The sequence below is a fragment of the Ruania halotolerans genome (assembly GCF_021049285.1).
Classification (GTDB): domain Bacteria; phylum Actinomycetota; class Actinomycetes; order Actinomycetales; family Beutenbergiaceae; genus Ruania; species Ruania halotolerans.
The window spans coordinates 4135718-4161760 of record NZ_CP088017.1 but is presented as its reverse complement, the minus strand read 5'-3'; the positions used below and the strand labels follow the sequence as shown (position 1 = coordinate 4161760).

Genomic DNA, 26043 nt, shown 5'->3' with positions numbered 1-26043 from the left:
GCGAGCGCGGACCCCGGGCTGTCCGTCATGCTCGGGTACGGCGGCCCGTGATGGCGGTGTAGACGAACAGGACGAGGATGGAGCCGGCCAGAGCGAGAAGCCACGTCTTGATATCGAAGAAGCTCTCGATGCCTTCACCGAACAGCATCGACCCGATCCATCCGCCGACGATGGCGCCGATCACACCGATCACGAGGGCGGCAAGCCAGCCTCCGACGGCGCGGTCCTTCAAGATGGCCTTGGCGAGTGCGCCGCAGATGAGGCCCACGATCAGATAGCCAAGAATTCCCATAGTTTGCCTCCTGCAGTGTTGCGCCACGGCGGATCTCGCCCTGGCAGCCATCAACGTACTGGCACTGAGGCGAAAGCGCGCGCTGAGTGAAGGAACAGAAGTGACGGTTATCCGGCTACGATCTGCTCGTGGAATCTCTCGCCAGCCCAGACGTCTGGATCGCTCTCGCCACCCTCCTCGCCCTCGAGTTGGTGCTCGGCGTGGACAACGTCGTCTTCATTTCCATCCTCGCCAACAGGCTCCCGGCCGAGCAGCGTCAGAAGGCGCGGGTGCTCGGACTCGCCTTGGCGTTGGTGATGCGCATCATCCTGCTGTTCTTCGCCTCCTGGATTGTCGGCCTGACCGATCCGTTCTTCGCGATCGGTGGCGTGGACGCGCTCACCTTCTCTGGGCGGGACCTGATTCTGATCGCCGGTGGTGCCTTCCTGATCTACAAGGCCGTCACCGAGATCCACCACAAGCTGGAGGGCGCCGAGGGCGGGGAGGAGGGGGCCGCCACCAAGGCCGCCACCACCTTCGGCCAGGTGATCCTCCAGATCGTCCTCATCGACATGGTCTTCTCCCTCGACTCGGTGATCACCGCGGTCGGGATGGTCGACCAGCTCTGGGTGATGATCACCGCCGTGGTGGTCGCCATCGTGCTCATGATGTTCCTGGCGAAGTCCATCGGCGAGTTCGTGGAGCGCCACCCCACCGTGAAGATGCTGTGCCTGGCGTTCCTCGTGCTGATCGGTGCGACGCTGCTCGCCGAGGGCTTCGACGTGCACGTGAGCAAGGGAATGATCTACGGCCCGATCGCCTTCGCTATCGGCGTGGAGGTCCTCAACCTCATCTACCGTGGCCGCAAGGCGAAGCGTGCGGGTGGCGGTGTGGAACCCGTCCACCTGAAGGTCACCTATCCCGAGCAGAAGGCCGGCGCTGGCGTGCAGGACTCCCAAGGCTGAGGCCATGGCGGCGAGCGGAGCTCTCACGCTGTGCTGCCTGCTCTGGGCTCGGCCCGGTATGGCGGCAGACCTGACCGTCTACGAGGACACGGTGCTCGCCCTCGTGGCAGAACATGGTGCCCAGGTGGTGCAGCGGGTCCGGTCAGTGCCTGACGATCGTGGTGTGCCCTCGGAGCTCGAGGCGCCCACCGAGGTGCAGGTGTTCACCTTCCCTGGTCAGGACGCGCTGGACGCTTACCGTGCTGACCCGCGCCGCGCGGCGCTCGCTGCCGAGCGGGACCGGGTGGTGGCCCGCACCGAGCTGTTTCCCGTGACTCTGGTGCCAACGGTCTGACCGTTGCGGCGTGACCGCCGTCCCGGATCGCCGGTGTGTGCCAACGGTGCTGCCGTACCTGGCACAGCTGGTGCCAAGGCCGTCGGGGTTCACAGCCAGCCGTTCCGATCGGCAACCCGGGCGGCCTCCACACGGTTGGCGGCCCCGACCTTCCCGATGGCCGAGGAGACGTAGTTGCGTACGGTGCCGGGGCTGAGGTGGATCCGGGCGGCGATCGTGGCGATCGGCTCGCCGTCCAGGCACTCGCGCAGCACCTCCCGTTCCCGCTGACCCAAGGGGCTCGGCCCACCGGCCAGGGACTCGGTCGCCAGCGCCGGATCCACCACCCGCCGTCCGGTATGCACGGCACGAATGGCGTCAGCCAGCTCAGCGGCCGGGGTGTCCTTGACGACGAAACCTGCCGCACCTGCCTCCAGGGCTCGCCGGAGGTAACCCGGCCGCCCGAATGTCGTCACCATCAGCGAGTGCACCTCCGGCAGCTCCTCGCGCAGCCGCGCCGCCACGGTGATGCCATCAGCGCCGGGCATCTCGATGTCCAGCAGGCACACCTGTGCACCATGCTCCCGTGCGGCCGCGACGACGTCGTTGCCGTTGCCCACCTCGGCCACCACATCGAGGTCAGCCTCCAGGCGCAGCAAGGCCGCCAAAGCCCCGCGCACCAGCGCCTGGTCATCAGCTAGCAGCACCTTGATCGAACCGGTCACCAGTGCACCTCCACACGCGTTCCGCCCGTCTCACCCGGGCCTACGGTCAACGTGCCACCGGCATCGGCCACCCGCTCCCGGGCACCCCGCAGCCCGCCGGACTCACCAGCGCCCCCTGGGCCCACGCCGTCGTCGGCCACCAGTAGCGAGTGCGCGCTCAAGGTGACCTCGCACCGCCGTGCCTGCGAGTGGCGCACCACATTGGTCACCGCTTCGCGCAGCACCCATGCGAGCACGATCCGATGGCGGGGGTCCACCACGGACGCGTCCTCGGGCACCTGCGCAGCGATCCCCGCATCGGTCAGCGCATCCCGTGCGGACGCCAGCTCATCGGCCAGCCGGGCCACCCGCAGCCCGGCCACGGTGGCGCGTACCTCCCCGAGGGCCTCGCGGGTGAGGGAGCGAATGGCTGCGAGCTCTGCCTTGGCCGCGTCCGGATCAACGTCCACCAGGCGCTCCGCGAGTTCGGCTTTGACCGTCACCACGGTGAGACTGTGCCCGAGCACATCGTGGACATCCCGGGCCACGCGCTCGCGCTCGGCGGTCAAGGTCAGCTGGCGTTCGAGCACATCGCGCTGCTCCTGCCGGGAGTCGATCCAGCGGATCAGACCCACGAAGACCACCGTGCCGGCGGTGATGACGGCGTAGAAGAGCCGGTCCGGCGCACCGGCGAGCAACACTGTGACCACGACGAGTGCCACCAGCCCGGCCGCGATCCAGGCAGCTCGCCGCAGCGGCTGACTGAACACGGCGTACACCCCCAGGAAGGTGAACATGCCGAAGGCGTCCACTCCCACGGTCAGGAACGCCGGCACCGTCAGGACTGCCAGCACGAGCAGCAGGATTCGCCCGCGCCACGGACGGTCCCAGGTGCGGGCGTTGGTGATGAACGCGTACAGGTAGACACCTGCGAAGGCAGCGATCGCCGTCAGGGCGCCCACCTGGACCGGAACAGGCAGCGGCTGGCGCAGCGTGCCCACCACCGGGAACGCCAGGAACGCCAGCCACGGGGTGGCAAGCAGCCAACTGAACTTGGTCCACGGTGCTGTGCTGAGCGTGGACTCATCGTCGGGAGCAGACATGATCTGCCCATTGTGGGCCCTGGTGCCGCCGGGGAGTGCCCTCGTCGGCCGCACCGTCATTGCCGGCTGCGGCCGCGCCGTACCAGCAGCACCGCGCCGACGGCGAAGATCACCGCCCAGATGAGGCTGTTCGCCAGCAGTACCCACAGCGGGTCGGAGCCGCCGACTCCCTCGGTGGCTACGAGCGCACCGTCGGTCAGCGGATAGCGCGCCAGCCCGATGATCCCGTACAGCGGGGTGAACTTCGCGATCGTGAGCATCACCCCGCTGAGCGGGAAGAAGATGTTGCCGAGGAACGCCAGGATCACCAGTGCGCCGCTGGCGGCCCCGACCGCGGACTCGCTCCGGAAGAGCAGGCCCACGATGAGGCCGTACAGGGAGAACACAGCCGCCCCGAGCATGACGATCGCGGCGCTCGCGGCCCACACCCAGCCTGGTGCGCTGGCGCCGGTGAACGCGCCGATGAGGTAGACGAGGCCGATCGGGATGAGCGAGATCGTGAACGCCACGGTGGTCTTCACGCGCACGTAGGCGCCGTCCGACATCGGCGTCAGGCCGAGCTGGCGCCCCCAGCCCTGCATCCGCTCGACGGCGGCCATCCCGCCCACGCCCGTGGTCGCCACCACCGCACCGAAGGCGGCCATCGAGATCATCGTGTGCATCGAGACGTTCCCGTTGCCGATCGGGTAGGCGCCGTACTCCATCGACGCCCCGAAGATGATGAAGAAGAACGCCGGCATCACCGCGATGAAGAACATGCTGACCAGGTCCCGGCCCACCCGGGTGAGTTCGATCCGCAGATAGGTGGTGTTCATCGGGTGGCTCCTTGGGTCAGGGTGGTGAAGGCGTCGTCGAGCGAGCCGGAGGTGACGAGCAGGTCGGTGCCGCCGAGGTCGAGCACGGCGCGGGCGACGGTGTCGGAGTCGAGGGCGCGCAGGTGCACGCGATCGCCGTCGGGGTTGATGGCGTGGACGGCGTCCAGCGTCTCCAGACGGGAGAGTGCCTCAGCGCGGGTGCCGGGCGCGAACGTGACCGAGACGCGACGTCCGGTGGCCCGGGCACGGATATCCTCGGTGGCACCGTCGGCCACGATACGGCCGCCGGCCACCATGACGATCCGCTGCGCGAAGGCGTCGGCTTCTTCCAGGTAGTGGGTGGCGAAGACGATCGTCCGGCCGGAGGCGGCCTCGGCCCGCATCGTCTCCCAGAAGTCGCGCCTGGCCGTCACGTCCATCCCGGCGGTCGGTTCATCCAGGATCAGCAGGTCCGGATCGGGCAGCAGGGCGAGGGCGAACCGGAGGCGCTGCTGCTCACCACCGGAGCACTTCGAGACCTTCCGGCCGGCGAGCTCAGTCAGGCCCGCGCGCTCGATCACGGTCTCGATCCCGGCGTGCTCGGCGTAGGTCGAGGCGATGAGCGTGACCGTCTCAGCCACAGTGAGGTCGCGCAGCAGACCTCCGGTCTGCAGCACGGCCGAGACCCGCCCGGCGGCAACTGCGCGGCGGGGTGCCTGCCCGAGCACAGTGATCGTGCCGGCGGTGGGTGTGGTCAGGCCCAGGGCCATGTCGAGCGCCGTCGTCTTCCCGGCGCCGTTCGGGCCGAGGAACGCGACGATCTCGCCGGAGTTGATGGTCAGGTCGATGCCGTCGACGGCCCGCACGGGTGCGGCAGTGCCAGGGAACTCCTTGACGACCTGATCGAACTGGACGGCCGGGCCAGTGTCTGAGGGGGTGGGTGTTGTCATTCCTCCACACTGGCCCCGGCGCCGGGTCCCGCACGAGAGGGTGCTGTCACGAGGTCTGCGTGACAGCTGTCATACGACAGCTCTCAGGAGCGGGCCGGGGGTGCCGGTGTCGGCAGCACCGCCTCCGGCCGGCCCGAGGCGACCGATCGCTGGGCCGCGGTGACGATGGCGAGGGTGCGGGCGCCGACTGCCCCATCTGGCTGGGGCTGTGTTCCGGTGCGCACGGCCGTGAGGAAGGCCGCGATCATCCGGGCGTCCAGATCGGCGCCGTAGGGCTGCCACATTGCGCCGTCCGCATCGTACCCAGCGACATGCCCGGCGAACGGGTCGATCCGGATCGAGCCACGGGTGCCTTGCACCTCCAGGGTGAGTCCGCCCCACGTGGGCGCCGAGTCCGGCAGCGACCAGGAGCAGTCGATCTGTGCGATCACGCCCGAGGGGTAACGCACCGAGACGACCCCGCCGGTCTCCACGCCAGCATCCGCGTGCATGATCTGGTTCGCCGCCGCATGGACGTCCGCAGCAGTCTCGCCGAGCAGTTCGTCGAGAAGGTCTGCCACGTGCACCACGTGGTCCATCAGCGCACCACCACCGGAGCGCGCCGGGTCGGTGAACCAGGAACGTTCGCCCGGCCGGGGCATCTTCCCGTTGTTCGTGCCGTGTATGGAGAGGATCTGCCCGAGTTGACCCGCTCGGTGCCGGGCCACCAGGTCCGCGAACACGGGCGAGAACCGCACCGGGTAGGCGGTCATCAGGATCCGCCCGGCCCGCCCGGCAGCGCTGATCATGGCGGCCGCATCCTCGTCCGTGGTGGCCAGCGGCTTCTCGCACAGCACGTGCGCGCCGGCTGCCAGCGCCTGTTCGGTCAGCTCACGGTGTGCGGCGTTCTCCGAGCAGATCACGACGGCGTCCGGCGCCTCGGCCAGCACGCTCGCCACATCCGGGAAGTAGGTGATGCCCAGCTGGTCGGCGAGGTCGGCGCCGCGCAGCGTGCCCGGATCCGGGATGCCGGTGTCGGTACCGATCACCCGGATGCCCTCATGGCTGGTGAGGTACGCGGCGTAGCCGTGGACGTGCGGGTGTGCGAAGGAGAGGATTGCCACGGTGAGCGTCATCGGTGGGCCTCCTCGGCCTCGGCGGGTGCAGCATCGAACGTGGCGGAGAGAGCGACCACGGCGCCCGTGCGGATGGACTCATTGGCGGCTTCTGCCAGGCGTACCGCTGTGACGCCGTCGTTCCCGCTGACCTGAGCGGAACCTCCCGCACGGATCACGCGGACGAAGTCCTCGATCTCTGCGGTATAGGGGCTCGTGGACACATCCACCGCCGGTAGATAGCCACCGACCTCTGGGGTCGGTGGCAGGGCCAACCGCACCGCATCGTCGCGGGCAGAGTCGTGCCGGAGCACCCCCTCGCTGCCGGCGATCTCGAACGAGGAGGAGAACGGCAGGTGCGCATGGCCCCACACGCCGTAGACGTGGCTGATCGCACCGGAAGAATGCGTGAGGGTGACGGTGGCGCTCGCGGTACGGACGCCGTCGTCAGCACGCGTGATCGACCGGGCGAAGACCTCGGTGACCGCACCGCTGATCCACGCCGCCTGGTCCAGGTCGTGGATCATCTGATCCATCACGATCCCCCCGGAGACGGCCTCGTCGAAGAACCACGGCGCGGCCGGCGCTGCGCTCATCCGCCGGAACCGGCTCACCGCCACCTGACCGATCCGGCCTGCCTGCACCGCGGCGTAGGCGGCGGCGTAGGCGGGGAAGTAGCGCACCACATGGGCAGGGAACAGGCGGACCCCGGCGTTCCGGGCGGAGTCGACGATCTGCTGCGCCTGAGCTGCGGTGCGGGCGAGCGGCTTCTCGCACACCACGTGCTTGCCGGCCGCGATCGCGGCCAGGGCGATCTCGGCGTGGGTGGCCGTGGGTGTGATGATGTCGACTACGTCCACCTGGGGCCAGAGGTCATCGAGTGAGGCTGCTGTGCTGGCCCCGTACTGCTGGGCGAGTGCGTCGCCCCCGTGCAGGGAGTGCACCACCAGGTCGGCGCCGAGACTGTGCCACGCGGGCGCATGCACACCGGCGATACCGCCGGCGCCGATGAGTCCCACGCGCAGTGGTTCGGGGTGGTTCACGAGAGTGCCCTTCGATCGAAGTGGGAGGCAATGGTGGGATCGAGGGGCGGAACCTCGCGCGGGACGGATCCTGAGCGCAGCGACTCGGTGGCAGCCACGGCGGTGGCGACGGCGTTGCGGGCCGCGACCGGAGAGGTCGCGGTCGTGCCCCCATGGGCGGCGAAGTCAAGGAACTCGGCGATCGTGCGCAGGTCGGCGTCCCCGTGCCCGTCGTCATCGCCAAGGATCGGGTACTCGATGTCCCCTTCGGGGCGGTAGCCGGAGCGCCGATTCCATACGCGGATCACGCCACCGGCCGTGTCCCCGAAGTTCTCCAGCCGACCCTCGGTGCCGATCACCGTGTAGTTCCGCCAGTAGTCGGGGGTGTAGTGGCATTGCTGGTAGGAGGCGTACACCCCGCTCTCGAGCTGCATCTGCACCATGGACAGGTCTTCGACGTCGATCGTCGGGTTCAGTTCGCGCTGGGCCAGCGGCGGCCAGTTCTCTTCGGAGTACCAGTCAGACATCGTGCGATCGGAATTGTCGCGACGATCGGTGACCTGGTCGTACAGTGTCAGCCCGCCCATCCCGGTCACCCGGGTGGTGTAGGCACCGGCGAGCCAGTGGATCACGTCGATGTCGTGTGCGCCTTTCTGCAGCAACAGCCCGGTGCCATGGGCGCGTTCGGCGTGCCAGTCCTTGAAGTAGAAGTCGCCGCCGTGCCCGACGAAGTGACGGCACCAGATCGCCTTCACGTCACCGATCTCACCGCGGCCGATGATGTCGCGCATCGTGGTGACGACGCTCATGTGCCGCATATTGTGGCCGACGTAGAGCGGGGTATTGCTTCGGGCGGCTGCGGCCAGCACACGGTCAGCGTCCGCCGTCGTGATGGTGATCGGCTTCTCAAGGAAGACGGCGATCCCTGCCTCCAGGAGGGGGATGGCCACCTCGGCGTGCGTGTCGTCGGGGGTGAGTACCAGGGCGGCGGTGATCTCGGTGCCGGCCCGGAGCAACTCGGCGGCGTCGGAGAAATGTGCGGGCTTCTCGGCCAGACGTGCGGCCGTCCGTTCCCGTGCGGTGGGGTCAGGGTCGACGAGTGCGGTCACGATCCCGGCGCCGGTACTCGCCACGTGCGTGGCGATGGCGGCGCGCGCACCGCAGCCGATGACGGCGACCCTGGCGACGGGCGTTGTCGGTGAGTTGGTCACGAGGTGAGCCGATCACCGGCGTGGGTGGTGTGTCAATACAGCGCGGGGTGTGCTCAGACCCCCTGTTGGAACGCCTCGTACCGGCGCGCGAGATGCTCGCGATGGGGGCGGTCCTTTGGGCGACGTGGTAGATGCAGCGCCTGTCCGTGCATCTCCTGTAGTCCGTGCCGGAGCATCGGGCCGTCCTTCTCCTCGAGCAGTCGCCAGGCGATCTGCACTCGATAGTCCGGGCTCACGCCGAGCATGCTCCGGTTCCACCATGGCCCGGCCGGACTCAGCGACTCAGCGGCGTTTCCTGCTCCACCCGGGTGAGCTTCTCCGGGTTGCGCATGGCATAGAGGCCGGTGATCAGGCCCTCGTGCACCGCCGCTGTCAGCACAGTGGGCTCGTGGGCCTCCGCCTGGAACACCAGAGCCGGACCACCATTGACCGTGGCCCACCGCGCGGTGAAACCGGGCGCGATCCTGGCCAGGCCCAGGAGGAACCTCGCCACCTGCGTGGCCCCGCGCACAGGTGCCTTCGCAGCGGACGCGATGCCTCCGCCGTCGGTAATCATCACCACGTCAGGGGCGAGCAACTCGACCAAGGCCTCGGCATCGCCCTCGCGCATGGCAGCGACGGAACGGCTCAGCAGCTCGCGCTGACCGCTCGGGTCCGGCTGCACCTGCGGGCGTCGGGCGTCCACGTGTGCGCGGGCGCGCCGGGCGATCTGGCGTACTGCCGCTGGCGTCTTGCCAAGCGCCTCGGCGATCTCGGCGTGCGGCATCGCGAAGACCTCACGGAGCACGAACACGGCCCGCTCGAGTGGGCCGAGCGTCTCGAGAACGGTGAGCATCGCGATCGAGATGCTCTCGGCGAGTTCGACGTCCTCGGCCACATCCGGGCTGGTGAGCAGCGGTTCGGGCAACCACTCGCCGACGTAGTCCTCGCGGGTGCGAGAGATCGTCCGCATGCGGTTCAGGGCCTGCCGCGTGACCACCCGCACCAGGTAGGCGCGCGGGTCACGTACTTGCGCACGTGCGCCCGGATCCACCGTGTCCCAGCGCAGCCACGTCTCCTGCACCACATCCTCGGCATCCGCGGCCGAGCCGAGCATCTCGTAGGCGACCGTGAACAACAGGCTGCGGTGCTGCAGGAACGGATCGGCCCCACTCATGACTCGGACGCTACTCCGGTGCCCGCCGACCACGGCGCGAGCGGTGTCAATCCGCACGAGGCGGCGAATCCCTCGGACTCGATCCCGAACGCCACATTCGAGCGCGTGTAGAAGTTCGCGAGCGCGATGAATGCCGTCAGTTCCACCATCGCCGCCTCGCCGAGTTGATCGAGTAACCCGGCGAACATCTCGTCCGTGACGGTGGGCGGTGTGTGGCTCATCGCCTCGGCGTAGGCCATCACGTCCCGCTCCAGCGGCGTGAACACCTCCGACTGGCGCCACCGCGGCACCTGCTGGGCCTTGGCCACGTCCACGTTCTCGTTCTGGGCTTGGAAATAGCCGAAGTCCAGGCACCAGGTGCACCCCACGAGTGAGGCGACGGCCATATGTGCGAACGACTTCAGGTTCGGATCGCATGCCTGCCACTTCTGTGACTTCGTACCCATCGCCAGGTAGGTCTTGAGTACCGGCCGGTTGTGCCAGTACACCCTGAGTGGCTCGGGTACCCGGCCGAGCATCCTCATGGCGAATCTCTTCACCACTGCGCCGAACGGGCCGGTGATCTCGGCGGGCTGGATCCTCATGTTCTCGGACATGGCTGCTCCTCTAGTCGAATGTCCTTGTGACATGAAGACACCGCGGGGAGCTCGGATGTGACACCGATCGGTGATCCGCTGTCTGGCGAAGGTGCGCGGCACGATGGACGGCCACCAGTTCGCCAGCTCGTTCATGGCGCTTGGTGACGGCACCTGACCGAGCGGCTGAGCTGACGGCGGCCGGCCTAGGAGGGCTCAGGCGCGGCTGCTGGACCTACAACCCATCGCGATCGTGCCAGTGCTCCTGCCACCGCCAGTCGATCGGCTCGGACCGCCGCTGGTACCGGATGTCGGTGGACAGTCGCATCCGGCCGTCGGTGTTGACGTTGTCCAGGGCGGCATGGATCTGGTGCGCGGAGTGCACCAGCACGTCGCCGATCCCGTAGTCGGCCACGAGCCAGCGGGAGTCGTACTCGTCGGCCAGGTGGGGCAGATCGGCGGTGATCGAGGCTGCCGGTCGCTGCAACCGGCCCTCCCGCTCGGCGGCCATCACCGCGTGGTGCGTTCCTTCGAGGTAAGTCAGGCCACCCAGTGAGGTGGGACAGTCGCCGAGCGGGATCCACATCGACAACACCCTGTCCGTTCCCTCCCGTAGGTAGACGAGGTCGTAGTGGGCCTGGGTAGCAGTGCCGATCCCGTTCTCGCCGGGTCTGGTGTGCCGGAGGATCTTGCGTCGATGCAGGTGCACGTCAGCGTCCATGAACCATCGGAACCACCCACCGATCGCGGGTGAGGTGCAGAACTCCTGGTACTCCCTCGATGGGACAATCTCGTCGAAGAGGATACGTCGATAGGAGGCGATGTCACTCGGGCCGGCCCCGGCGATTCCCTCGCTGGGATGGGCGCGGTCATCCAGGAGCCCTGTCCCGGCGAGCGCACTGAAGTAGAAGTCGCGGAAGGCGAGGACCTGGTCCCGTGGAAGTTGCTGTCGCAACAGCAGATACCCCTGGGAACGTAGGCGTTTCCAGAGCGCCTCCCGGTCGTGGCGCTCGGCGCCAGGGGTCTCGGCGAGCGCCCCGAGACGATCGGTGCGCTCGTCCAGCACGTAGCCGTTCGACGTCAGCATGATGGCGAGCGTAGGCAGCGCAGCGGCTACAGGAAATAGAGGATCGTCAAGCTGCAATTGGACTATCCTGGTGCCGATGGTTGAAGACGCGGACCGCTGGTCGGCCTATCTGAACGTGAACCGCACCCTGCGGGACAGTGGGCTGAGCTGCCGCGGTGCGGGCGAGCAGTACGTGGCTCCGATGCCGAAGCTGCGGGCCCGGAGATTGTCCACACATGCTCTGGTGTTCGTCACCGCCGGTGGCGGGCAGTACTTCGACGACACGCGACACGGAGGGATTCCGGTGCCCGCGCCGTCAGTGATTTGGCTGACCCCCGGTGCGAGGCATGCTTATGGGCCGCGCCAGGAAGCGTGGCAGGAGCACTGGGTGCTGTTCGAGGGGACGATGACCCGGGTGCTCGAGGGTGCTGACCACTGGACGTCCACTGAGGCGGTCCGGTCCGCGGACCCGGCGTCGCTGACCGGGCTGACCGAAGCATTCGACCGGCTGCGCCGCACCCTCGATGTACCCACCCCTCGCTCTCAGCTCGTCGCCGCCACGGTCGTCGCGCAACTGATCGGGATCGCGCTGGACGCGACCTCCCGCGGACCACGGCAGCGCGCAGCCTCGGTGACCGGCGCGTTGCTGGAGTCAGCCACCCTGCCGTTGAGCGTGGCTGAACGAGCAGCTGAGCTGGGGCTGACGGTCGATGCGCTGCACGCCGCAGCGCGCGAAGCGAGCGGACTCAGCCCGCACGAGTTCATTATCCAGGCGCGGATCACCCGGGCTCAGCACTTGCTCGCGGAGACCACCAACGACGTGGGCGCGATCGGCACCCAGGTGGGGTATGACGATCCAGCCTACTTCTCTCGGCTTTTCCGCCGCCGGGTCGGGATGTCGCCGAGCGAGTTCCGACGTCAGGAGAGCCCGCGGCAACCGTGACGGGTGCTTACACCACCTCCGGTGCGGTGCGTTGGACTCCGCAGGCGATCAGCCAGCCAGCGAGCCTATCCGGGCGGTCGGTGATGATGCCATCCACGCCCCACGCGATGGCCTCCTCCCACGCGGCTGCCTCGTTCAGGGTCCACACGAACACGCTCATGCCTGCGTCATGAATGGCCTGCACCAGGTGCGGGTCATCGGCGAGCAGGTCATAACGCGGGTTGCACGCCATTGCGCCCACCTCCGCCGAGAGTGGGAACATCACCTCGTTCGGTGCCACATGACTTCCCACCAGCAGTCCCAGCCGTATCGAAGGGTCGACCGCCCGCAGGGACCGGATGGTCTGCGGCCAGAAGGTCTGTACGATCGTGCGCTCCCGCATCCCGGCTGCCTCCAAGGCGGCCAGCACCACTGTCGCTTGCGCGACGGAGAGGTCGCCTTTGACCTCCAGCAGCAGGTCAGTCCCGTCATGATCGGCGAGGAACGTGGCGACGTCGGCCAGCAGCGGAACCCGGTGCGCGGCGAAAACGGCCGAGAACCACGATCCTGCGTCCAGTTCCCGCGCCTGTGCGCTACTCATGCCGGCCACCTCACCCGCTCCGGTGGTGGTCGCGTCCACGGTGGCGTCATGGATCACCACCGGGACGCCGTCGGCGGACATCCGCACGTCGATCTCGACGAGGTCTGCCCCGGCGCGCCAGGCGCCTTCCACGGCGGGCATCGTGTTGCCCGGAGCGACCGAGGCGTTGCCACGGTGCGCGATCACGAGAAGGCGACCGGACGCCGTCGGGGGTGACGGCCTGGTTGCACCCCCGACGGCAGCACCGGACTCACTCACAGGTACGGCTCGACGTTGTCCTCGAACGCCCGGTCCAGCTGGTCGCTCACCCCGGGGAAGACGTCCTCGGGGTCCGCGCCGGCTAGCACCAGCTGTTCGATGCCGTCGGTGAGGATCTGGTCCCCGCCGGGGGTGAACACCCGTACCCAGTCCTGCACGCGGGTCCGCTGCTGCAGCTGGTCCACTGAGGTGCGGAACTGCGGCGTCTCCTCGTACACGGCGCTCATGATGTCGCCCTCGATCGCGGAGGTCCGCACCGGCATGTACCCGGTCTCCTGAGAGAACGTCGCGGTGTTGTCTCGCTCGGTGATGAACTTCAGGAACATCGCAGCGGCGAGCTGCTGCTCCGGGGTCCGCGAGGACGGGATCGCCAAACCGGTGCCACCGGTGGGCACGTTCGGTCCATCGACCGGCCCGTTGGGTAGGAACGAGGTGCCCAACTCGAAATCAGCGGCCTCCAGGTGGCCGGTCAGTGACCCGGTGGAACCGATCAGGGAGGCGAAGATGCCCACCTGGAAGTCGGCGTTGGTGTCCGAGCCCAGGCCGGCGAAGGCGGTGTCGCCGTTGTACATATCGCGGGCGAACCTCCCTGCGGCGAGCGCTTCCTCGGTGTCCAGGGTGACGGTCCAGTCCTCGCTCATCGCGCCACCCTGGCCCCAGATCACGTTGGAGAACCACCAGGCCGACCAGGAAGGGCCGATGCCGTTGCCGAGTACGTTGCCATCGCTGGGCACATGTTCTTTCAGTGCCGGCGCCCACTCCTTGAGCTCGTCCCAGGTCTCCGGGCCCCGGTCGGGCAGTCCGGCAGCGGCCCAGATGTCACGGTTGTAGTAGAAGATCGGCGTGGACCGGGCGTACGGCGCGGCGTAGTGCTTGCCCTCGTACTCGTAGTCGCTGAACAGCGTCTCCACGTAGTCGCCGGTGTCCACCTCGAGGTAGGAGAAGACGTCGTCGATCGCCATGATCTGCCCGTTGACGAAGTAGCGGAACCACCACACGTCGGAGGCGATCACCAGATCCGGGATCTCGTCGGTGCCGGACGCCGCCTGGAACCGCTGGGCGATCTCGTCGTACCCCGCGCCTGCGGTGACGTGGTTGATCTTGATGTCCGGGTACTCCTCGTTGAATGCCTCAATATAGGAGGCCTCCAGCTCCTGGGTGTTACCGGGGTGGTTGGACCACCAGGTGATCTCCGATGCCGGCTCGATGCTGGCCCAGTCGATCTCCTCGGCAGGCTCCTCGCTGCCGCCGCCACCACCGCCGAGCGATGGGCCGCAGCCGGCGACCAGACCGCCGGCGGCGCCGAGCCCGGTGAGTTGCAGCAGCTGACGGCGTGATGGACGGGCGAGTGAACTGGGGCGTCGAGTTGAGGTCATGGTTTCTCCTTGGGATGAGTAAGGCGGTACAGGCGATGGGTCAGCCGGTGACGGCGCCGGCAGTCAGCCCGGCAACGAGTCGGCGTTGCAGGACGAGGAAGATGAGCAGCATCGGCACGGTGACCACCACGGTGGCGGCCATCAGCACGCCCCAGGCCTGCATGCCGTCCAGGCTCTGCAGCAGGGTCAGTCCGACGGGCAGGGTCATCGTGTCGGTGTTGTCGGTCACGAGCATCGGCCACAGGTAGTCGTTCCACTCGTTCACCAGCGAGATCAGGCCAACCGCAGCGATCGTGGGCACCGACATCGGCACCGCGAACTTCCACAGCCGGCGCCAGTGGCTGGCACCGTCCACCTGGGCGGCCTCGAAGACCGAGATTGGCAGCGAGAGGAAGTGCTGGCGGAACAGGAAGGTGCCGAACGCACTGGCGAGCCCTGGCACCAGGATGCCTTGATAGGTGTTCAGCCAGCCGAGGCTCGCGATCAGCGAGTAGTTCGGGATGATTGTGATCTGACCGGGGATGAGCAGCGCGAACAGCACGACCACGAAGACGGCCTTGCGGAACGGGACGTCGATGAACACGACAGCGTAGGCGCAGCACAGGCCAAGGAAGACCTTCAGGCCGGCGCCGGCGATCGTCAGGCCCACGCTGTTGAGGAACATCCGCTCGATCGGGATGCTGCTGGAGACCTGTTCGTAGTTGAAGAAGGCGAAGGCGTCCGGTAGCCACTGCAGCGGCATCGAGTAGATCTCGCCGTTGTCCTTGAAGCTGGCCAGGAACATCCAGACCAGCGGCACTGCCATCACCAGGATGGAGGCGAGCATGATCAGGTAGAAGCCGGCGTCCAGGTGTGCGTCGCGGAACGGCCGACGGCGAGCGGCCGGCCTGGCTGGAGGGGGCCTGTCGGTTTGGGGTGCTCGGGTGCGCTCGACGGTCGTGCTCATGAGTAGTGCACCTTCTTCTCCATGTACTTCAGCTGCACGGCCGTGATCACGAGCAGGATGATGAACAAGATCGTGGCCGAGGCCGAGGCGTAGCCGGCTCGCCCGGTCTGGAAGCCCTCGATGTAGATCTGGTACATCAGCGTCGTGGTGGAGCCCAACGGGCCACCGTCGGTCATCGCCTTGATCAGGTCGAAGGACTGCAACGAGCTCAGGATCGTGGTGATCAGCAGGAAGAACGTCACTGGCCCGAGCAGCGGCAGTACGACTGAGCCGAACGTGCGCAGCTTGGTGGCACCATCCAGCGCGGCGGCATCACGCAGGTCCTGCGGCACGCCCTGCAGACCGGCGAGGTAAATGAGTGCCACATACCCGACGTGCTTCCACAGGTACACGATGATGATCATGATTAGCGCCCAGGGTGAGGACGTGTACCACTCGGGTGAGTCCATCCCGATCGCACCGAGGAGGGTGGATAGAAGTCCGTATCGCGGGTCGAAGATGTACAGCCAGAGCATGCCGACTGCGATCCCGGACAGAACGTACGGAGCGAACACGACGGTCCGAGCGATGCCTCGCCCCCAGAGCCTGCGATTCAGCAACAGAGCGAGGGCAAGGCCGAGTACCAATGCGCCGCCCACAGTGGCCACGGCGAAGAGGAACGTGGTGCCCATCACCGTGGGGGTATCCGGATCCGTGAACCACGCGATGTAGTTGTCGAAGCCGATGAACCGGGCTACGGACGAGCCCATGTTCCACTGCAGCATCGAGTAGTAGAAGCTCAGCAGCAGGGGCCGGTAGACGAAGATCAGCAGCAGGGCCACGTTGGGGCCAGCGAGCAGCGCGAAGATCCCGAGGTTCCGCAGCCGACGTCGCTTGATCGCAGAGCGTCGGTCATTCGTCCTGTGCGGGGCGGCGGTGCGTGGCGCGGCCGTGGCCTCGGCCGTCACCACGCGCACCGGCCGACGCCGTACGGCACGGGCATATGCGAACCAGTCATGAGCCTCTCCTTCGGGACCCGCAATCGGTCGATTTCTCACGGTCGTCCACCCGTGCAGATGGGAGCACTTGTCCGATACTGGCACCAGTGCTCACTGTGATTGCGGGCACAACGTACACAGTCTCGCGAACGTGAAGCAAGGGTTGATGCGCGGTGAAGTGCAGGTGAAAGACGGCAGCGCTGAGCTTTCCGGTCCGGATACTCCGCCCGAGTTTGCTGGAATTGCAACGATCTGTAGTGGTGTGCCAGAGCTCATGTATTCCGCGTGCTGAGCAGGTACGAACCGGCCCCGGTGGCCCAGAATCCGGGAAGATGCCCTTGCCATGGACTATTCGAGCTGCGCACTTGGACTTTTCTTGAACATCTGTGAACGGACTAGCCAGACGTCCCATGACGGCGCGAAGGTGGTCGACAGTGATCGATACTGATTGCATCAACCCATTTTCAATCACCAAAAATCACTGGCGATGATGCCGCGGTGTAGCTGGCGTCCCAGGCTTGGAGGAAGCGATGAAGCGCACCCGACCGATAGTGCTCGGTGCAGCACTGACGAGCGTGACCCTGGTGGCCGCCTGCGCCGGCGCAGGCGAGGATACGGAGGTCAGTTCGCTCGACCTGTGGTTGCCTCCGCACGGCGACTTCTCCAACGCCTCGGAGTGGGATCCGATTCTGGCGGCCTTCGAGGAGGAACACGGCATCGACGTCAACGTCCGGATGATCCCGTGGGAGAACTACGAGGAGGCCTACCTGACCGGCATTACCGGAGGAGAAGGACCGGACGTCGGCCTGATGTACGCGGAGATGATCGGTGATTACCACGCGCAGGGGGCACTGGTGCCGTTCGATGAGTATCTGCCGAACTCGGACGCGCCGGACTACCTCTACCTCGACCAGGGCCAGGTCGACGGTGAGCAGATCGCGGTTCCGCTCGTCGTCGGCGGGGCTCGGGTGCTCTACTACAACGCTGATCTGCTCGCGCAGGCAGGAATCGAGGAGCCCCCGGGCACGTGGGACGAATTCCTCGAGGCTGGCCGTCAGCTCCGTGATGCCGGCATCACCCCGGCGGAGCAGGCCTGGAGCGGGCATCCGGGAATCCTGAACGACAACTTCTACCCGATGCTCTGGCAGGCCGGCGGTGAACTCTTCACGGAGGACGGCAGCGCGACCGCCTTCAACTCCCCGGAGGGTGTGGCCGCGGCCGAATTTCTGTGGGAGCTCCGCGATTCCGAGATCCTCTCCGAGGCGGTCACGAGCCTTGTTCAGGGTGACGTGCAGTCCAACTTCGCGAACGGCCAGACCGCGTTCATGTTCGGCTCGGATGCGCACTTCCCGACCTTCGACGCCGGAGACTTCGAGCTCGGACTGATCGGGCCGTTGGAGGGTGAAACGCGAGAGACCTTCATCGCCGCAGATGCGCTGGTGCTGCTCGAACAGTGCCCTGACCGGCAGCTCTGCACGGACCTGGTCACCTACATCACGTCACCGGACCAGATGGCTGAGTTCCACGAGCTTGCCCCGTACCCGCCGATCACAGCCGGCGCGGAGTACGTCGCACCACAAATCTTCGAAGAGATGTACGCGCAGAGCGACCTGTTCAACGGACTGCCGATCGTGGCGGGCAGTTCCGCCGTCTACAACACCCTGCTGACCAACCTCCAGCAGATGATGCTCGGCGAGAAGACCCCCGAACAGGCGCTCGCCGACGCCGCGACCTCCGGTGACCAGGCGCTCGAGACTGCGCAGCAGTGAGAGCAACGACGACGACGGTCGCCTCGGAACCGATCCCCGGGGCCACCGACAGCGGGCCCGTGCAGCAACGACCGCGAGCCAACACAAGAAGGCGCTCGTTCTCCGGCCTCGGCTACCTGATGCCGAGCCTGATCGTGCTCGCGGTGGTCATCGTTGCCCCGATCGGCATGTCTGCGTACTTCAGCCTGACCGACTACTCCTTGCTGGGCGAGCCACAGTGGGCCGGTCTGCAGAACTACGGCGACCTGCTCTCCGACACCGGATTCCGGCAGGCGATGTGGCAGACCTTCGTCTACACGGTGATCTCGGTACCGCTGCAGACAGTCCTCGCACTGGTCATCGCGGCAGTGATCGCGCGGCGGCTTCGCAACCGCTTCGGCGGCTTCATCCGGTCCGCGTTGTTCATCCCGGTCATCGCTGCGATGGTGATCATCGGCAGCGTCTGGCGCTACCTGCTCGGCACCGAGGACGGTCTGGTGAACTCGATCCTTGGCCTGGTCGGCATCAACAACGTCAACTGGCTCGGCGAAGCAACGACGGCGCTCATAGTCGTTGCCCTGGTCACGGTCTGGAAGAACATCGGCTACTTCCTGGTGATCTATTACGCCGGCATGCTGGACATCCCGGAGGATCTGTACGAGGCCTCATCGATCGACGGCGCCGGTGGTGTGCGGCAGTTCTGGTCCATCACCGTCCCCTCACTGCGCCCCGTCACCTTCCTGGTGGTCATCCTCGGCACCATCTGGTCCTTCCAGGTTTTCGACCTCGTCTACGCGATGACCGGTGGCGGACCCGGTGGAGGCACCGTGACCTTGGTGATGGCCATCTACAACACCGGCTTCGAGAACATGCAGATGGGTTACGCCTCCGCCATGGCGATGGTCCTCTTCGTGATCGTGTTCCTGGTCTCGTTCACGCAACGCGTCCTGCTGAGCAGGAAGTAGGGAGTGCCCGTGCTTCATCGAACTGTCCAGATCACAGTGAACACTGCGCTACTCCTCTTGGTCGTGGCAGCGCTGCTCCCGTTCGCGTTCATGGTGCTCACCGGCATCCAGGAGTCGACGACCGTTTCCTTGGCATTCGACCCGGCCAAACTCCAGCTCGACAACTTCGTGCGCTTGTTCACCGAGTACCAATTCGGTCGGGCGCTCGTCACCAGTGCAGTGGTGGTGGTGCTCGCCTGCGTGGTGAACCTCGTGGTCAGCTCACTGGCTGCGTACGCGTTCGCGAAAAAGCCATTCCCTGGCTCCGAGGCGCTGTTCTGGGTCTATATCGCCACCATGATGGTGCCCGTCCAGGTGACGATCATCCCGCTTTTCCTCATCGTCCGGGATCTCGGGCTACTGAACACGCCGGTCGCGCTCATCCTGCCGATCATCAACGCCTTCGGCGTCTTCCTGATCCGGCAGTTCATGTCCAGTGTGCCCGATGAGCTCTTGGAGGCGGCTCGGATCGACGGAGCCAAGGACCTGCGGATCTTCGCCGCCATCGTGCTGCCGCTGATCAAACCGGTCTTGATCGCATTGACCGTCTTCACCTTCATCACGGCCTGGAATGACTTCCTCTGGCCACTCGTCGTGATCTCCGACGAGTCCATGCAGACCGTCACCCTCGCGGCCGCGCGGTTGCAGGGACGGTTCCTCACCGACTACGGCCTGGTGATGGCCGGTGCCACGGTCTCGTTCCTCGTTCCGTTTCTCATCTACCTGTTCCTGCAACGCCGGTTCGTCCAAGGCGTCGCCTCCATCGGCCTGAAGGGATGACATCCATGCCGCCCACTGTCCCCCGTACCGAGTGGACCTTTCGATGCGTCGACTCGCTGGAGAAGGTCTTTGCCGACGAAGCTCCTCGCAGAGCATCCGAGGGAGCGTCACTATCCGGGTTCCTGGGCGAGCGGCTTTCTGTCCAGCTCGCGTTCCTTCCGCCGGCAGCCGAGAGCCTCGAAGCGATTCCACGGTTGCGGGTCGGCGTGGACGGGGTGCTCGCCGAGCACGTGCGGTTGAGCACCGTCGAGCTTGTGCCTGCCACCCTCGTCGCCTTCGACGGTCATGACGACGGATACCTGCGAGACACTCCTGGTCTCTACCCGGACCTGCTCCGTCCGCTGCCCCCCGATCGAGTGATCCCCCCGGCCGTGGGGTACTGGCGTGCGATCTGGGTCGACGTCGTGGTCGACGATCCGGCCCTGGCCGGGCAGCACGACCTCACGGTAGTGGTGAGCAGCGACAACACGGGTGAGGTGCTGCACCGCATGCAGGTGCCGGTGACGGTCCATCCGATTCGGCTGCCACCGTTGGACATCGTCAACTCGCATTGGCTGCACGCGGACTGTCTCGCCGACTACTACGGCGTCGACGTGTTCAGCGAGGAGCACTGGCGAATCCTTGACCATTACGTCGAGGCCCTCGCTGCGATGCGGGCGAACTCCATCCTCACCCCGACCTGGACACCCCCGTTGGACACGGCCGTCGGCGGGACGAGGACCACTGTGCAGCTGATCGAGATCAGCGACGATGGCGACGGCTACCAGTTCGGGTTCGACCGGCTGGACCGGTGGTTGCGGATGTGCGCCCGACACGGGATCCACACCCTGGAAATCGCTCACTTGTTCACCCAGTGGGGCGCTCGGGCAACCCCCGCGATCGATGTCGCGACGCCGAACGGGACTGAGCAACGGTTCGGCTGGCACGTGCCCGCGACCGACCCTCGGTATCGGACCTTGATGGAGGACCTGCTACCGCAGTTGCGCCAGTATCTGGCCGAGCACTGGGAGGGCGACGTCTTCTTCCACGTCAGCGACGAGCCACGTGCCGAGATGCTCGCGGACTACCGGCGGGCACGCGACGTCGTGGCTGACCTGTTGGAGGGTGCGCGGGTGGCCGACGCCCTCAGCGACTTCGCGTTCGCCCGCGAGGGAGTGGTAGCCACTCCCATCGTCGCCACCGACCATGTGCAGACGTTCCTCGATGCCGGGATCAGCCCGTGGGTGTACCACTGCGTCTCCCAGCATCGTGACGTGGCCAACCGCTTCATCGGTCTGCCGTCTCTACGGAACCGCATACTCGGGCGCCAGCTCTTTGCAGCCCGTGCGCCCGGCTTCCTGCACTGGGGATTCAACTTCTGGAACACCCAGTACTCCGTGGCGACGGTCGACCCGTACCACGACACGTGCGCGGGGGGTGCGTTCCCCGCCGGTGATCCGTTCATCGTCTACCCCGGTGCCGATGGCCGTGCCGTGCCGTCACTACGGCACCGGGTGTTTGCGCAGGCGATGGACGACCACCGCGCCCTGCAGCTGCTCCGTGAGCTGACCGATCACGCCACTGCGACCTCGTACATCGACCAGGGCGGGAGGCTCAGGTACGACGCATTCAGCAACGACGTCGAGCACTACTGGCTCACCCGCCGAGCGGTGGACGAGCGCATCCTGGACGAGCTCGAGCGGACGAGGGCCACACCCACGAACGACACCACCCAGGGAAGGCAAGAACGATGAGGATCCCCGCACTGATGGCCGTGCTCGTAGCGCTGACCTCCGGCGTTGCGGCGGGACCGGCGCCGCACGAGAGTGACCCGGCACGCCACGACGTCACCTTCATGCTCGGCGGGACACCGGGGAACCAGACAGCCCGGGGAGTCCATCACATGCAGCTCGTCTGTGACGACGAGCCAGAGGCCGATGCCCGGCTGCACGCTCGTCGGACGACGCAGACCGAGACGCACAGCGCGGCAGCCGGGTCGGAGTGCAGCGTGGATCTGCGCGCTCCACGGCGTGGCGGCTGGGTTTACGAGACCATCGTCGAGGTTCGCGCGGCCAGCAGTGGCGCCGTGCTCCATCGCGCCACGGTGTACGACTCGGGTCAGGTTGATGACCGGACGTTCATCGCGCCTGGCGGAGACATCGAGATCCGCCTGCAGTCGAGCCTGCTTCGGCCGGACCAGGTCGGCACGGAACTGAGCGTCATGGCGTTCAATCTCCTGAATGGCGGCCGCCTCGATGAGGTGCACGGTCACGGCCGCGAAGAGCAGAACGTGCAGGAGCTCCTGGAGTTCGTCCGGCACGAGGATCCGGATGTGCTCTTCAGCGTCGAGACGTACGGCACGGGAGATGAGATCGTCGAGGCGTTGAACGGCGGCCGCGCCGACGACCGGGTCTACCGTGGCGTGCAGCTCACGCGGGAACCGGGGCAGGCCGAAGACCGCGACAATCTGTGGCTGTTCACCCACCTTCCGGTCGAGGAGATCTACCCGGTCGTCGACGGTGAGCACGTCTCGTCGTTCAACTTCGGCGGTGCGCGGCTGACCCTGCCAGACGGCAGCAGCACGCACGCCTTCAGCATGTGGCTCTCACATCGCGACAACGCCTGGTCGCCACTGACCCGGACCGCCATCGAAAACGTTCGCGGGCTGGAACCGGGCGCCACGAGTCAGGAGCTCGCGGCGACTGACCGCGCCGAACGAGTGGAGATGGCCGACGAGATTCTCAGCGAACACCTGCCTCAGTTCGTCACGGACGAGTCGCCGGTGATTGTCGCCGGCGATACCAACGCGCTGTCGCCGCTGGACTGGTCAGAGCAGTTCGCCGATGCGCCGGGGCACGAAGGTCTGGTGGTCGACTGGCCGGCAATGGGCGCCTTCGAAGACGCCGACTTCACCGACACCTACCGTGAGGCCAATCCGGATGCTGCTCGCTTCCCGGGCCGCACGTTCAGCGCGAGCAATGCGTACACCTACGCGCCGGCGAGGATCGACTACATTCTGACCCGCGGTGACGATGTGCGGGTGCTCGGCTCGTCCACGAGAGTCGAGCGTCTGCCGCAGCACCAGCGCAGTGCCCTCGACGACATCTACCCCTTCTACTCCGACCACGCGGCCGTGGTCAGCGACCTGCTCATTCGCGGTACCGGCCCGGCACCGTCGGTCGACCACGTGGTGGACGAGCCAATCAGTGCTCCGGTTTGGCCGGAGGAGCCGGGCGGAACAGCGGTCCCGCCGTCCGAACTGAGTGCTACGGCATCGACCCAGAGCCCGTCCTCACCAGCGTCCCGAGCGGTGGACGGTGACGTCCGCACGCACTGGCATTCGGACTATGCCGATGACCCGCCAGACCCGCAGCCGCATACGCTCACGATCGATATGGGTACCGCGCGCACTCTGGCCGCCGTGCGGTACGTCCCCAGGATCGACGGTTTCAACGGCATCGCTACGGACTACCGGATCGAGGCCAGCACAGACGGCAGCACGTTCACCGAGGTGGCCGCCGGATCGTGGAACCGCGACCAGCTCCCTCGAGATGTTGACCTACCTGGTGTTGAGGCGCGCTACCTGCGCCTCGTGGTCGAGCGAGGAGTGGGCCTTTTCTCCACGGCCGCTGAGGTGATCCCGTACGAGAGGCTCACCCCAGCGTGAGAGGCAGCCGGGTCAGGAGGTCACCATGCACATCGTGTGGTTCAACGACACGACCCTGACGGAGCTGACGCTTCTCACCTTGGCGTTCGTGCTGTCCGCGCTGATCGGCTTCGAGCGTCAACGGAGTCTCAAGAGCGCCGGACTCCGGACACACACGCTCGTCGGGGTCGGCACGGCTGTTTTCACGCTGGTCTCCGCGTATGGCTTCCAGGGTGTGACCGGTCCGGACGCTGTGGTGGACCCGTCGCGCATTGCCGCCCAGATCGTGTCCGGGATCGGCTTCCTCGGTGCCGGGGTGATCTTCGTCCGGCAGAACATGGTGTCGGGACTCACCACCGCCGCATCGATCTGGGTGACCGCAGCGATCGGGATGGCGTGTGGTGCAGGCAATCCTGCCCTCGCGCTCTTCGCAACGATCCTGTACACGATCGCGGTCTGGGCACTGGGCCGGCTTGGCCGCCGGTTGAGATCGAATGCCCTCGACACCACGGTGCTGATTCGATATCAGGAAGGGCTCGGCGCTCTGCGCCGCACGCTCGTGCTCGCTTCCGAGCACGGATTCGAGGCTTTGGTCTCGAACACGTTGACGACCTCGCATACCGATAGGCCCGCGCGAGTTCAGGCGATGATCGAACTGCGCTCGAAGGCGAACGTCGACGTCGGTGCGTTCCTCGCGGCGACTGCGGAGATACCGGGGGTGAAATCGGTCAAGTTCGCGACAGCAAACGACTAGCTGCTGTGCCTTGCAACCGCCACGGGGCCCAACCTGACTATCTTGGGCCAGTGGATTCGTTCTGGCAGTTCGTCGGCGGCTACTGGTGGCTGATCTTCCCGCTCGGCGGCATCGTCGGTGGCTGGGTGAAGGGCGCCCAGAAATGGGATGAACGCCGGCGCCGCGACAAGATCGAACTGCAGAAGCTCAAGAACGCCGAACGTCTAGCCACCCAGCAGGTGGAGGAAGCCCGTTCCAGCGAGATCGAGCGGGTGCTCGCTGAACACGATGAGGTCAATCGCCGCTGGCTCGACTACGAGCTCGATGTGGCCAAGCTCATCGACTACCCCGTGATGACCGATATGCGTGAGCAGGTGACCGCCGATTTCCACCGGGCCAAGCGGGACGCCGACCTGCTCCGCCCCGACGACCCTGCGGAGCTCCGCGATCCGCGGCTCCTCGCCCGGTATCGCGAGGCGGTCCGCGAGTTCGGGCTCACCTTCGATATCGCCGAGCGTGAAGCCAGGCGCCGCCGGACCTCCGACTTCACCGAGACCGAACGGGCGGCGCTGAACCGGGCGAAGAAGCTACTGGCGCTCGCGGATGATTCCGGCGCGACCCATGCCGAACGGCAAGCGGCCTACCGGCGCGCCACCCGGGAGCTGGAAGGACTTCTCGTGCTCCCGGATGCCGCCACCGATGCGCTCGAGCAGCGGATCGCAGGGATGCTGGGCACCGCGCCGGAGTAGTCGCCATCTGAACCCGGTTTTCGTGTCGGAACCCCGGTATCTGGGGGTTCAGACGCGAGAAGTGGATTCAGATGGCGCGCACCGGTTCGTCAGGAGTCGATGGAACTCATGTCCCCATACCGCTCGCCGGCCACGGCATCCGCGGGTACGGCACGAGCCAGAGCGGCCAGATGGTCCGCGGTCAGGACCAGCTCGGCCGCAGCCACGTTCTCCTCCAGGTAGCGCACCCGCTTCGTTCCCGGGATCGGGACGACGTCGCCGCCTTGTGCGAGCACCCAGGCGAGCGCGAGCTGGCCGGGTGTGGCGCCGAGCTGCCCGGCGATCTCACTGAGTGCCCGCACCAGCGTGAGATTGCGCTCGAGGTTCTCCCCCTGGAAGCGGGGGAAGTATCCCGTGCTGCGGCTGTCACCGGCGTCCAGCGACTCCTGGGTGACGGCGCCGGTGAGGAGCCCGCGCCCGAGCGGGGAGTAGGGCACCAGCCCGATGCCGAGTTCACGCAGGGCTGGGAGTATCTCGGTTTCCAGGTCCCGGGTGAACAGGGAATACTCGGTCTGTACTGCGGTGATCGGGTGGACCGCATGGGCTCGCCGGATCGTGATCGCCGACGCCTCGGATAGGCCCAGGAAGCGCACCTTCCCGGCCGCGACCAACTCGGCCATCGCGCCCACGGTCTCCTCGATGGGCACCTGCGGGTCCACCCGGTGCTGGTAATAGAGGTCGATGTGATCCACACCGAGGCGCTGCAGGGATGCCTCGCAGGCGGCGCGCACATATTCAGGGCGGCCGTTGACTCCAACGCGGGTGCCGTCCGCGCGGCGTTCGTTGCCGAACTTCGTGGCGAGTTGGACCTCCTCGCGGCGGCCTGCGATCGCCTCCCCGACGAGGCGTTCGTTCGTGAACGGGCCATACATGTCGGCCGTGTCGAGGAAAGTGACGCCGAGGTCGAGCGCCCGGTGGATGGTGGCGATGCCGCCTTCATGTGCGGGGGTTCCGTAGAACTCCGACATGCCCATGCAGCCGAGGCCGAGGGTGGACACCTCGAGAGCTGCGGAGGCCGTACCGAGGGTGCGTGTAGTGAGTGTCATGTCTGTGAGCCAACC

Annotated in this window: 27 protein-coding genes; 10 read left to right on the top strand and 17 right to left on the bottom strand. The window is 66.7% G+C overall.

Annotated elements, in window-relative coordinates:
• Nucleotides 1–25: 25 nt before the first annotated feature.
• On the bottom strand, nucleotides 26–292 hold the full coding sequence (locus tag LQF10_RS18845) for a GlsB/YeaQ/YmgE family stress response membrane protein (RefSeq protein ID WP_231065383.1): 267 nt from the start codon (nucleotides 290–292) through the stop codon (nucleotides 26–28).
• Nucleotides 293–420: 128 nt separating this feature from the next.
• Here LQF10_RS18845 and LQF10_RS18840 point away from each other — a divergent pair, with 128 nt between their 5' ends.
• Together LQF10_RS18840 and LQF10_RS18835 are read left to right on the top strand one after the other, a co-directional pair.
• On the top strand, nucleotides 421–1236 hold the full coding sequence (locus tag LQF10_RS18840; protein WP_231065382.1) for a TerC family protein: 816 nt from the start codon (nucleotides 421–423) through the stop codon (nucleotides 1234–1236).
• Between the two features lie 4 nt (nucleotides 1237–1240).
• Entirely contained in the window at nucleotides 1241–1570 is a 330-nt protein-coding gene (locus LQF10_RS18835; protein ID WP_231065381.1) for a hypothetical protein, read from the top strand.
• 89 nt (nucleotides 1571–1659) lie between these two features.
• Here LQF10_RS18835 and LQF10_RS18830 read toward each other — a convergent pair whose 3' ends face one another.
• The 11 genes from LQF10_RS18830 to LQF10_RS18780 form a co-directional block, all read right to left on the bottom strand.
• Complete coding sequence (locus LQF10_RS18830) at nucleotides 1660–2274, bottom strand: response regulator transcription factor (RefSeq protein WP_231065380.1); 615 nt, start codon at nucleotides 2272–2274, stop codon at nucleotides 1660–1662.
• On the bottom strand, nucleotides 2271–3356 hold the full coding sequence (locus tag LQF10_RS18825) for a sensor histidine kinase (RefSeq protein WP_231065379.1): 1086 nt from the start codon (nucleotides 3354–3356) through the stop codon (nucleotides 2271–2273). The genes LQF10_RS18830 and LQF10_RS18825 overlap by 4 nt, the downstream gene beginning before the upstream one ends.
• Before the next feature lie 56 nt (nucleotides 3357–3412).
• Nucleotides 3413–4171 (bottom strand): ABC transporter permease, encoded by a 759-nt coding sequence (locus LQF10_RS18820; RefSeq protein WP_231065378.1) that lies wholly within the window; start codon nucleotides 4169–4171, stop codon nucleotides 3413–3415.
• Nucleotides 4168–5100 (bottom strand): ABC transporter ATP-binding protein, encoded by a 933-nt coding sequence (locus LQF10_RS18815; RefSeq protein WP_231065377.1) that lies wholly within the window; start codon nucleotides 5098–5100, stop codon nucleotides 4168–4170. The genes LQF10_RS18820 and LQF10_RS18815 overlap by 4 nt, the downstream gene beginning before the upstream one ends.
• A gap of 83 nt (nucleotides 5101–5183) precedes the next feature.
• Entirely contained in the window at nucleotides 5184–6215 is a 1032-nt protein-coding gene (locus LQF10_RS18810) for a Gfo/Idh/MocA family protein (protein ID WP_231065376.1), read from the bottom strand.
• Nucleotides 6212–7237, bottom strand: a complete 1026-nt coding sequence (locus tag LQF10_RS18805; RefSeq protein ID WP_231065375.1) for a Gfo/Idh/MocA family protein — start codon at nucleotides 7235–7237, stop codon at nucleotides 6212–6214. The genes LQF10_RS18810 and LQF10_RS18805 overlap by 4 nt, the downstream gene beginning before the upstream one ends.
• Nucleotides 7234–8427 (bottom strand): Gfo/Idh/MocA family protein, encoded by a 1194-nt coding sequence (locus tag LQF10_RS18800; protein ID WP_231065374.1) that lies wholly within the window; start codon nucleotides 8425–8427, stop codon nucleotides 7234–7236. The genes LQF10_RS18805 and LQF10_RS18800 overlap by 4 nt, the downstream gene beginning before the upstream one ends.
• Nucleotides 8428–8480: 53 nt before the next feature.
• A complete protein-coding gene (locus tag LQF10_RS18795) occupies nucleotides 8481–8672 on the bottom strand; it encodes a hypothetical protein (RefSeq protein ID WP_231065373.1) in 192 nt (63 codons plus the stop codon).
• Between the two features lie 29 nt (nucleotides 8673–8701).
• Nucleotides 8702–9583, bottom strand: coding sequence for an RNA polymerase sigma-70 factor (locus LQF10_RS18790; protein WP_231065372.1), 882 nt, complete (start codon nucleotides 9581–9583; stop codon nucleotides 8702–8704).
• Nucleotides 9580–10179: a carboxymuconolactone decarboxylase family protein gene (locus LQF10_RS18785; protein ID WP_231065371.1), complete on the bottom strand. Its 600-nt coding sequence runs from the start codon at nucleotides 10177–10179 to the stop codon at nucleotides 9580–9582. Before LQF10_RS18785 ends, LQF10_RS18790 begins: the two co-directional genes overlap by 4 nt.
• 214 nt (nucleotides 10180–10393) lie before the next feature.
• A complete protein-coding gene (locus LQF10_RS18780) occupies nucleotides 10394–11245 on the bottom strand; it encodes a phytanoyl-CoA dioxygenase family protein (RefSeq protein WP_231065370.1) in 852 nt (283 codons plus the stop codon).
• A 76-nt stretch (nucleotides 11246–11321) separates the two neighbouring features.
• Between LQF10_RS18780 and LQF10_RS18775 the strand changes: the two genes are divergently transcribed.
• Entirely contained in the window at nucleotides 11322–12167 is an 846-nt protein-coding gene (locus tag LQF10_RS18775; RefSeq protein WP_231065369.1) for a helix-turn-helix domain-containing protein, read from the top strand.
• A gap of 7 nt (nucleotides 12168–12174) precedes the next feature.
• Here LQF10_RS18775 and LQF10_RS18770 read toward each other — a convergent pair whose 3' ends face one another.
• From LQF10_RS18770 to LQF10_RS18755, 4 genes are read right to left on the bottom strand one after another with little or no spacing between them, the layout of a single operon-like run.
• On the bottom strand, nucleotides 12175–13005 hold the full coding sequence (locus tag LQF10_RS18770; RefSeq protein WP_231065368.1) for a glycerophosphodiester phosphodiesterase: 831 nt from the start codon (nucleotides 13003–13005) through the stop codon (nucleotides 12175–12177).
• A complete protein-coding gene (locus LQF10_RS18765; protein WP_231065367.1) occupies nucleotides 13002–14381 on the bottom strand; it encodes an ABC transporter substrate-binding protein in 1380 nt (459 codons plus the stop codon). Before LQF10_RS18765 ends, LQF10_RS18770 begins: the two co-directional genes overlap by 4 nt.
• Before the next feature lie 40 nt (nucleotides 14382–14421).
• Nucleotides 14422–15327, bottom strand: coding sequence for a carbohydrate ABC transporter permease (locus tag LQF10_RS18760; protein WP_231065366.1), 906 nt, complete (start codon nucleotides 15325–15327; stop codon nucleotides 14422–14424).
• Entirely contained in the window at nucleotides 15324–16205 is an 882-nt protein-coding gene (locus LQF10_RS18755) for a carbohydrate ABC transporter permease (protein WP_231067381.1), read from the bottom strand. The genes LQF10_RS18760 and LQF10_RS18755 overlap by 4 nt, the downstream gene beginning before the upstream one ends.
• Before the next feature lie 629 nt (nucleotides 16206–16834).
• Between LQF10_RS18755 and LQF10_RS18750 the strand changes: the two genes are divergently transcribed.
• From LQF10_RS18750 to LQF10_RS18720, 7 genes are read left to right on the top strand one after another with little or no spacing between them, the layout of a single operon-like run.
• Nucleotides 16835–18073, top strand: coding sequence for an extracellular solute-binding protein (locus tag LQF10_RS18750; RefSeq protein ID WP_231065365.1), 1239 nt, complete (start codon nucleotides 16835–16837; stop codon nucleotides 18071–18073).
• Nucleotides 18070–19017, top strand: a complete 948-nt coding sequence (locus tag LQF10_RS18745; RefSeq protein WP_231065364.1) for a carbohydrate ABC transporter permease — start codon at nucleotides 18070–18072, stop codon at nucleotides 19015–19017. The genes LQF10_RS18750 and LQF10_RS18745 overlap by 4 nt, the downstream gene beginning before the upstream one ends.
• A 9-nt stretch (nucleotides 19018–19026) precedes the next feature.
• The gene (locus LQF10_RS18740; protein WP_231065363.1) at nucleotides 19027–19836 is read left to right on the top strand and encodes a carbohydrate ABC transporter permease; all 810 of its coding nucleotides are present in this window, start codon (nucleotides 19027–19029) and stop codon (nucleotides 19834–19836) included.
• A gap of 5 nt (nucleotides 19837–19841) precedes the next feature.
• Entirely contained in the window at nucleotides 19842–21569 is a 1728-nt protein-coding gene (locus tag LQF10_RS18735) for a DUF4091 domain-containing protein (protein ID WP_231065362.1), read from the top strand.
• Nucleotides 21566–23482 carry a discoidin domain-containing protein gene (locus tag LQF10_RS18730; protein ID WP_231065361.1) on the top strand — a complete coding sequence of 639 codons (1917 nt, stop codon included), beginning with the start codon at nucleotides 21566–21568 and terminating at the stop codon, nucleotides 23480–23482. Before LQF10_RS18735 ends, LQF10_RS18730 begins: the two co-directional genes overlap by 4 nt.
• A gap of 25 nt (nucleotides 23483–23507) precedes the next feature.
• Nucleotides 23508–24215 (top strand): MgtC/SapB family protein, encoded by a 708-nt coding sequence (locus LQF10_RS18725; RefSeq protein WP_231065360.1) that lies wholly within the window; start codon nucleotides 23508–23510, stop codon nucleotides 24213–24215.
• A gap of 50 nt (nucleotides 24216–24265) precedes the next feature.
• A complete protein-coding gene (locus LQF10_RS18720) occupies nucleotides 24266–24943 on the top strand; it encodes a hypothetical protein (RefSeq protein WP_231065359.1) in 678 nt (225 codons plus the stop codon).
• Nucleotides 24944–25032: 89 nt separating this feature from the next.
• On the opposite strand, the gene LQF10_RS18715 is transcribed toward LQF10_RS18720, so the two are convergent.
• Entirely contained in the window at nucleotides 25033–26028 is a 996-nt protein-coding gene (locus LQF10_RS18715) for an aldo/keto reductase (RefSeq protein WP_231065358.1), read from the bottom strand.
• Nucleotides 26029–26043: the final 15 nt, after the last annotated feature.